Origin of the sequence: uncultured Sphingomonas sp., assembly GCF_964244235.1 — a bacterium.
Taxonomy (GTDB): Bacteria; Pseudomonadota; Alphaproteobacteria; order Sphingomonadales; family Sphingomonadaceae; genus Sphingomonas.
Genome location: NZ_CAXTII010000032.1, coordinates 21798 through 27797 on the forward strand (window position 1 = coordinate 21798; position 6000 = coordinate 27797).

Consider the following 6000-nt stretch of genomic DNA (forward strand, 5'->3'; position numbering starts at 1 on the left):
TGGGCGAGAGAGGCGGGGGTGGGGTCGTCGGTCATTCCAAATTCCTCCCCGGTACGGGGAGGGGGGACCATGCGAAACATGGTGGAGGGGGCGCGCCTCACATGCTTTGCTTGGGGCCTGCCGCCTCCACCACGCCCTTCGGGCGTGGTCCTCCTCTCCGTGCCGGTGAGGAATGCTGCGTTCAATACCCCGCCGCGACCGCCAGCCGGTCGGCATGGAAGTTCGCGTCCCCGAACATCTCCGCCAGCACCCGCGCGCGCTTCATGTAGAAGCCGATGTCGTATTCGTCGGTCATGCCGATGCCGCCATGCATCTGCACGCTCTCCTGCACCGACAGCGTCGTCGCGAGCGCGGTCATCGCTTTCGCGACCGACACCGCGGCGTCGGCCTTGTCCGACCCGGCGTCCGACAGCTGCTGCGCCTTCAGCACCGCCGCGCGCGCGACCTCCATTTCGCTGTAGAGATGCGCGGCGCGGTGCTGGAGCGCCTGGAAGCTGCCGATCAGCGTGCCGAACTGCTTGCGCTGCTTGAGATAGCCGACGGTCATGCCCATTGCCCCACCACCGACGCCGAGCAGTTCCGCCGATGCGCCGGCACGCCCGGCGCGCAGCAGCCGGTCCAGGACCGCGCGACCCGAATCGACCTCGCCAATCACCGCATCGGCATCGAGTTCGACACCATCCAGCGTCAACCGCGCGGCGATGCTGGAGTCCGCCAGCCGTTCGGGCGTCGCGGTCAATCCGGCCGCATCCTTCTCGACTGCGAACAGCGTGATGCCGTCCGTATCCGCCGCCGACCCGGCGGTGCGGGCGGCGACGATCAGCAGGTCGGCGACATGGCCGTGGGTGACGAACTGCTTGTTGCCCGTCAGCTTGAAGCCGTTGCCCGACCGCTCGGCCTTCATCGCGACCCTGTCCCGGTGTTTGGCCCCCTCGTCGATCGCCAGCGCGGCGACGGTGTCGCCCGCGACGATCCCGGGGAACCAGCGATCCGCCGCCGCGGTGCCCTTCAGCGCCGCGACCGCCGCGACCGCCGTGGTCAGGAACGGGGAGGGGGAAAGGTTGCGCCCGATCTCCTCCAGCACGACGCCCGCCTCGACATGGCCCATGCCCAGGCCGCCCTGATCCTCGCCGACCAGGATGCCGGTGAAGCCCATCTCCGCGAACTGCTTCCACAAGCCCCGGCTGAAGCCGGTCGGGTCCTTCTCGTCGCGAAGCTTGCGCATGTGGCTGACGGGCGCGGCGTCGGCGACGAAATCGCGGATCGTGTCCTGGAGGGTCGTCTGGTCTTGGGTCAGGTAGAGCGGCATTTCTATTGTTCCCCCGCGGAAGCGGGGGCTCAGGAGCCCCACGCGCCGCGCTTGTGATACCGGGCCCCCGCTTTCGCGGGGAAACGAGTTAGGACGGTAATTCCAAAATCCGCTTGGCGATGATGTTCAGCTGAACCTCGCTCGTCCCGCCCTCGATCGAATTGGCCTTCGTCCGCAACCATGCCCGCGCGTCGCGGCCACCATCCGAGCCATCGCTTTCCCATTCCAGCGAGTCCGATCCGCCGGCTGCCATCATCAGTTCGTATCGGCTCTTGTTCAATTCGGTGCCGTAATATTTCATCATGCTGGGTTGCGCAGGGTGCGCCTGGCCCGCCTTCAACTGGTCGATGAACCGCTCCGACATCGCCCCGAACGCCTTCGCCCGCACTTCGAACATCGCGATCGCGCCGCGCAGCAGCGGATCGGCGAGGCGGCCGTCATGATCCAGCCCGACCGTCGCCAGCGCACCCTCGATCAGCGGATTGCCGCCCGTGGAAGCGAGGCCCATGCCCGAGATCATCTCGCGCTCGTGGCCCAACAGGTATTTCGCGACGTCCCAGCCCTTGTTCTCGTCATGGACGCGGTTCTTCTTGGGCACCTTCACATCGTCGAAGAACGTCTCGCAGAACGGCGAATAGCCCGAGATCAGCAGGATCGGCCTGGTCGAGACGCCCGGCGACGCCATGTCGAACAGCACGAAGCTGATCCCGCCCTGCTTGGACTCCTTGCTGGTGCGCACCAGACAGAAGATCCAGTCCGCCTCGTCGGCGTAGCTCGTCCAGACCTTCTGGCCGTTGACGACGTAATGATCGCCCGCATCGTCGGCCGATGTCGCCAGGCTGGCGAGATCGGAGCCTGCATTGGGTTCGCTATAGCCCTGGCACCAGCGGATTTCACCGCGTGCGATCCTGGGCAGATGGTCGAGCTTCTGCGCTTCGGTGCCGTATTCGAGGAGCGCCGGCCCGAGCATCGAGATGCCGAACGAATTGAGCGGATTGCGAGCGCAGATCGCCGCCATCTCCTCGCGCAGGACCTTGGTCTGCGCCGGGGTCAGGCCGCCGCCGCCATATGTCGTCGGCCAATCGGGGACCGTCCAGCCGCGTTCGCCCATCACCTTCAGCCACGCCGCCTGGGGCGGATTGGCGGCGGGATCGTAGCTGCGGCCGCCCCAACAGGCATCCTTGTCGCTGCGCAGCGGCTCCCGCATTGCGGGCGGGCAATTGTCCGCCAGCCAGGCGCGGGTTTCGGTGCGGAACTGGTCGAGGTCGAGGTCGGTCATTGCTTTTCTTCCGTCACCCCGGCCTTGAGCCGGGGTCCATCTATCCGCGAGTGCATCGCAAGAGGCTCCATCCACCGTGCTCGCGGCACCATGGACCCCGGCGCAAGGCCGGGGTGACGAAGGGGGCCGAACGTCGTCACTTGATCGTCCCATCGCGAAGACTCTGTGCCACCGCGAAGCCGTGCTTCTCGAGCCCGGCGACGACCTTGTCGTACCCCTCGCTCTGCGCCCAGAACATCGGGCCGCCGCGATAGACCGGCCAGCCATAGCCGTAGATCCACACCACATCGACGTCCGACGCGCGCTGCGCCTTGCCTTCTTCGAGGATCAGCGCGCCTTCGTTGACCATCGGGTATAAGGTGCGCTCGACGATCTCCTGATCGGTGATCTCGTGCTGCGGCGTGCCGGTCTGCGCGCGGAAATCCGCGATGATCTCGGCGACGCGCCGCGAAGGTGTCGGCTGACGCTTCTCGTCGTAATCGTAGAAACCCTTCCCCGTCTTCTGCCCCCAGCGTCCCTCGGCGGCGAGCGCGTCGCGGATGCTTTCGATGCGGCTCGGGTCGCGGTGCCAGCCGATATCGACGCCGGCAAGATCGCTCATCTGGAACGGCCCCATCGGCATCCCGAACGCGACATGGACCTTGTCGATCTGTTCGGGCGTGGCACCCTCGAGCAGCAGCTTCATTGCCTCTACCTGGCGCGGCATCAGCATGCGGTTGCCGATGAAGCCGTATGCGACACCAGCTACGACCGCGACCTTCTTGATCTTTTTCGCCAGCGCCATGACGGTCGCCAGCACGTCGAGCCCGGTCTTCTCGCCGCGGACCACCTCCAGCAGTTTCATGACGTTGGCGGGCGAGAAGAAATGCATGCCGACCACGTCTTCGGGCCGCCCGGTGCAGGCGGCGATCTCGTCGACGTTCAGATACGACGTGTTCGACGCCAGGATCGCGCCCGGCTTGCATAGCGTGTCGAGCTTCGTGAAGATGTCCTTCTTGACGTCCATATTCTCGTACACCGCCTCGATGACGAGGTCGCATTCCGCGAGCGCGGCGAAATCGAGCGTCGGCGTCAGCGCGCCCATCGCGGCCTCGACCTGTTCGGGCTTCATCCGGCCCTTGGCGGCGGTCGCCTCGTAATTCTTGCGGATGACGCCGGCACCGCGATCGAGCGCCTCCTGCTGCATCTCGACGATCGTCACCGGGACCCCCGCCGACAGGAAGTTCATCGCGATACCGCCGCCCATCGTGCCGGCACCGATCACGCCGACCTTGTTGACCGCGCGCAGCTTGGTGTCGGCGGGAACGTCGTCGACCTTCGCGGCCTGGCGCTCGGCGAAGAACAGATGGCGCTGTGCGGCGGACTGGGTGCCCGACATCAGCCGCATGAATTCCGATCGCTCGAACGCGATGCCGTCGGCGAAGCTCGATCCGTCCGACGCCTTCTCGACGCAGGCGATATTCGCGGCGGGCGCCTCGAACCCGCGGAAACGCCGGCCATTCTCCTTCCTGAACGCGGCGACAGCGTCGGGATCGGGCTTCGCAATTTTCTCCGACGCGCGGGGCAGGGGGCGGTGCGCAGCCATCTCGCGCGCGAAGGCGACGGCGTCCTCGGCCAGCGTATCCTCGCCGACGATCTTGTCGATCAGCCCGGCGTCGAGCGCCTTCTTCGCGGAGATCGGATCACCCTTCGCGGTCATCTCCAGCGCCAGCGCGACGCCGGCGATGCGCGGAATGCGCTGCGTGCCGCCCGCGCCGGGCAGCAGGCCGAGCTTCACCTCGGGCGTACCGATCCTGGCGGACGGGGCGGCAACGCGGTAGTGGCAGCCGAGCGTGACTTCGCACCCGCCGCCCAGCGCGGTGCCGTGGATCGCCGCGACGACTGGTTTGGAAGACGCCTCGATCATATCGACGACGGTCGGCAGGCCCGGCTCCTGCATCGGCTTGCCGAATTCGGTGATGTCCGCGCCGGCGAAGAAGGTGCGGCCGTCGCAGCGGATGACCATCGCCGCGATGCCGTCATCGCTCAGACCTTCCCTGATCGCGGCTTCCAGGCCCTGTCGAACCGCCGCACCGAGAGCATTGACCGGCGGGTTGTCGGAAATGATGACGAGGACGTCGTCATGGCGTTCGGTACGGATCGGGCTGGTCATGGTATTGCTCCTGCATGTTTTCCTGCGAAAGCAGGAAGCCAGGGCCACGATCGTCGCCCTGCGTGATTCCGGGCTCCTGCGTGCGCAGGAGCACGGACGGTCAATTCAATGCGGCGTAGATCATCGTCTTCAGTTCGCGGCGGATCGGGTACACGCCGCTTGGCGACAATTGCGTCATGAAGACCATCGACACCTGCTCGACCGGATCGATGAAGAACGCGGTCGAGAACATGCCGCCCCAATAATATTCGCCGACCGATCCGGGCATCATCGATCGCGCCGGATCGATCGTGACCGCAAAGCCAAGGCCGAACCCGGTGCCGGCATTGGTCGTTTCGCTGAACAGCGATTTGGACACTCCCGTCAGATCGCTGCCGCCGGGCAAATGATTTTGCGTCATCAGCTCCAGCGTCTTGCGCCCGACGATCCGCACGCCCTCGATCGTCCCGCCGTTCAGGCACATCCGGCAGAAACGGTGGTAATCCAGCGCGTTCGACACCAGCCCGCCGCCGCCCGACAGCATTTTCGGCTGGCGGCTCCAGGTGCTCTCCGCACCGCGGTCGTACATCACGCGGCCCTTTGCCGGATCGAACGTCCAGCAATCGGTCAACCGGTCGATCTTGTCCGGCGGCACCGCGAAGAACGTGTCGTCCATGCCGAGCGGCGCAAAGATGCGAGCGCGGAAGAAATCGTCCAGCGCCTGCCCCGAAACGCGTTCGACCACCGCGCCGAGCACATCGGTCGATACCGAATAATTCCACGCCGTGCCCGGCGAGAACTCGAGCGGGATATCGGCCAGCGCGGCAACGAGTCCCTGCAGGTCGAGCTGGCCATGCCAGCTTTCGATCCGCCCCGTCCGGTACGCAGCATCGATGTTCGACCGGTTCTGGAAACTGTAAGTCAGCCCCGAGGTATGGCGCAGCAGGTCGACCATCCGCATCGGCTCGGCGGTCGGCTTCGTCCGGAACGGTACCCCCGCGCCGCCGCCATCGTAGACGCCGACGCCCTTCAGTTCGGGCAGGACATGATGCACGGGCGTGTCGAGTGCGACCTTGCCCTCCTCCATCAGCATCATGAACGCGATCGAGGTGACGGGCTTGGTCATCGAGGCGATCCGGAACAGCGACGATTCGTCGATCGTCGCGCCGCCGCCCTTCGAATCCATTGCCCGGCCTGCGCCCTGGTGCGAGAAATGCGCGATCTCGCCGCCCTGTGCGATCAGCAATTGCGCATGTGGCAGCAGTCCGCTGTCGAGATAGC

At 66.1% G+C, this 6000-nt stretch carries 4 protein-coding genes; all 4 read right to left on the reverse strand.

The window, feature by feature from the left end; genetic code table 11:
- Positions 1 to 181 precede the first annotated feature (181 nt).
- The gene (locus ACFE7D_RS07445; RefSeq protein ID WP_375394797.1) at positions 182 to 1309 is read right to left on the reverse strand and encodes an acyl-CoA dehydrogenase family protein; all 1128 of its coding nucleotides are present in this window, start codon (positions 1307 to 1309) and stop codon (positions 182 to 184) included.
- An 88-nt stretch (positions 1310 to 1397) separates the two neighbouring features.
- On the reverse strand, positions 1398 to 2588 hold the full coding sequence (locus ACFE7D_RS07450) for an acyl-CoA dehydrogenase family protein (RefSeq protein WP_375394798.1): 1191 nt from the start codon (positions 2586 to 2588) through the stop codon (positions 1398 to 1400).
- A gap of 136 nt (positions 2589 to 2724) precedes the next feature.
- Positions 2725 to 4740, reverse strand: a complete 2016-nt coding sequence (locus tag ACFE7D_RS07455; protein WP_375394799.1) for a 3-hydroxyacyl-CoA dehydrogenase NAD-binding domain-containing protein — start codon at positions 4738 to 4740, stop codon at positions 2725 to 2727.
- Positions 4741 to 4840: 100 nt separating this feature from the next.
- Positions 4841 to 6000 (reverse strand): serine hydrolase domain-containing protein (locus ACFE7D_RS07460; RefSeq protein ID WP_375394800.1); only part of this gene is annotated, 1160 nt, incomplete at its 5' end.

Coding starts and splice junctions, on each gene's coding strand:
- ACFE7D_RS07445 (WP_375394797.1), bottom strand. CDS start 1,309: ATGCCGCTCTACCTGACCCAAGACCAGACGACCCTCCAGGACACGATC.
- ACFE7D_RS07450 (WP_375394798.1), bottom strand. CDS start 2,588: ATGACCGACCTCGACCTCGACCAGTTCCGCACCGAAACCCGCGCCTGG.
- ACFE7D_RS07455 (WP_375394799.1), bottom strand. CDS start 4,740: ATGACCAGCCCGATCCGTACCGAACGCCATGACGACGTCCTCGTCATC.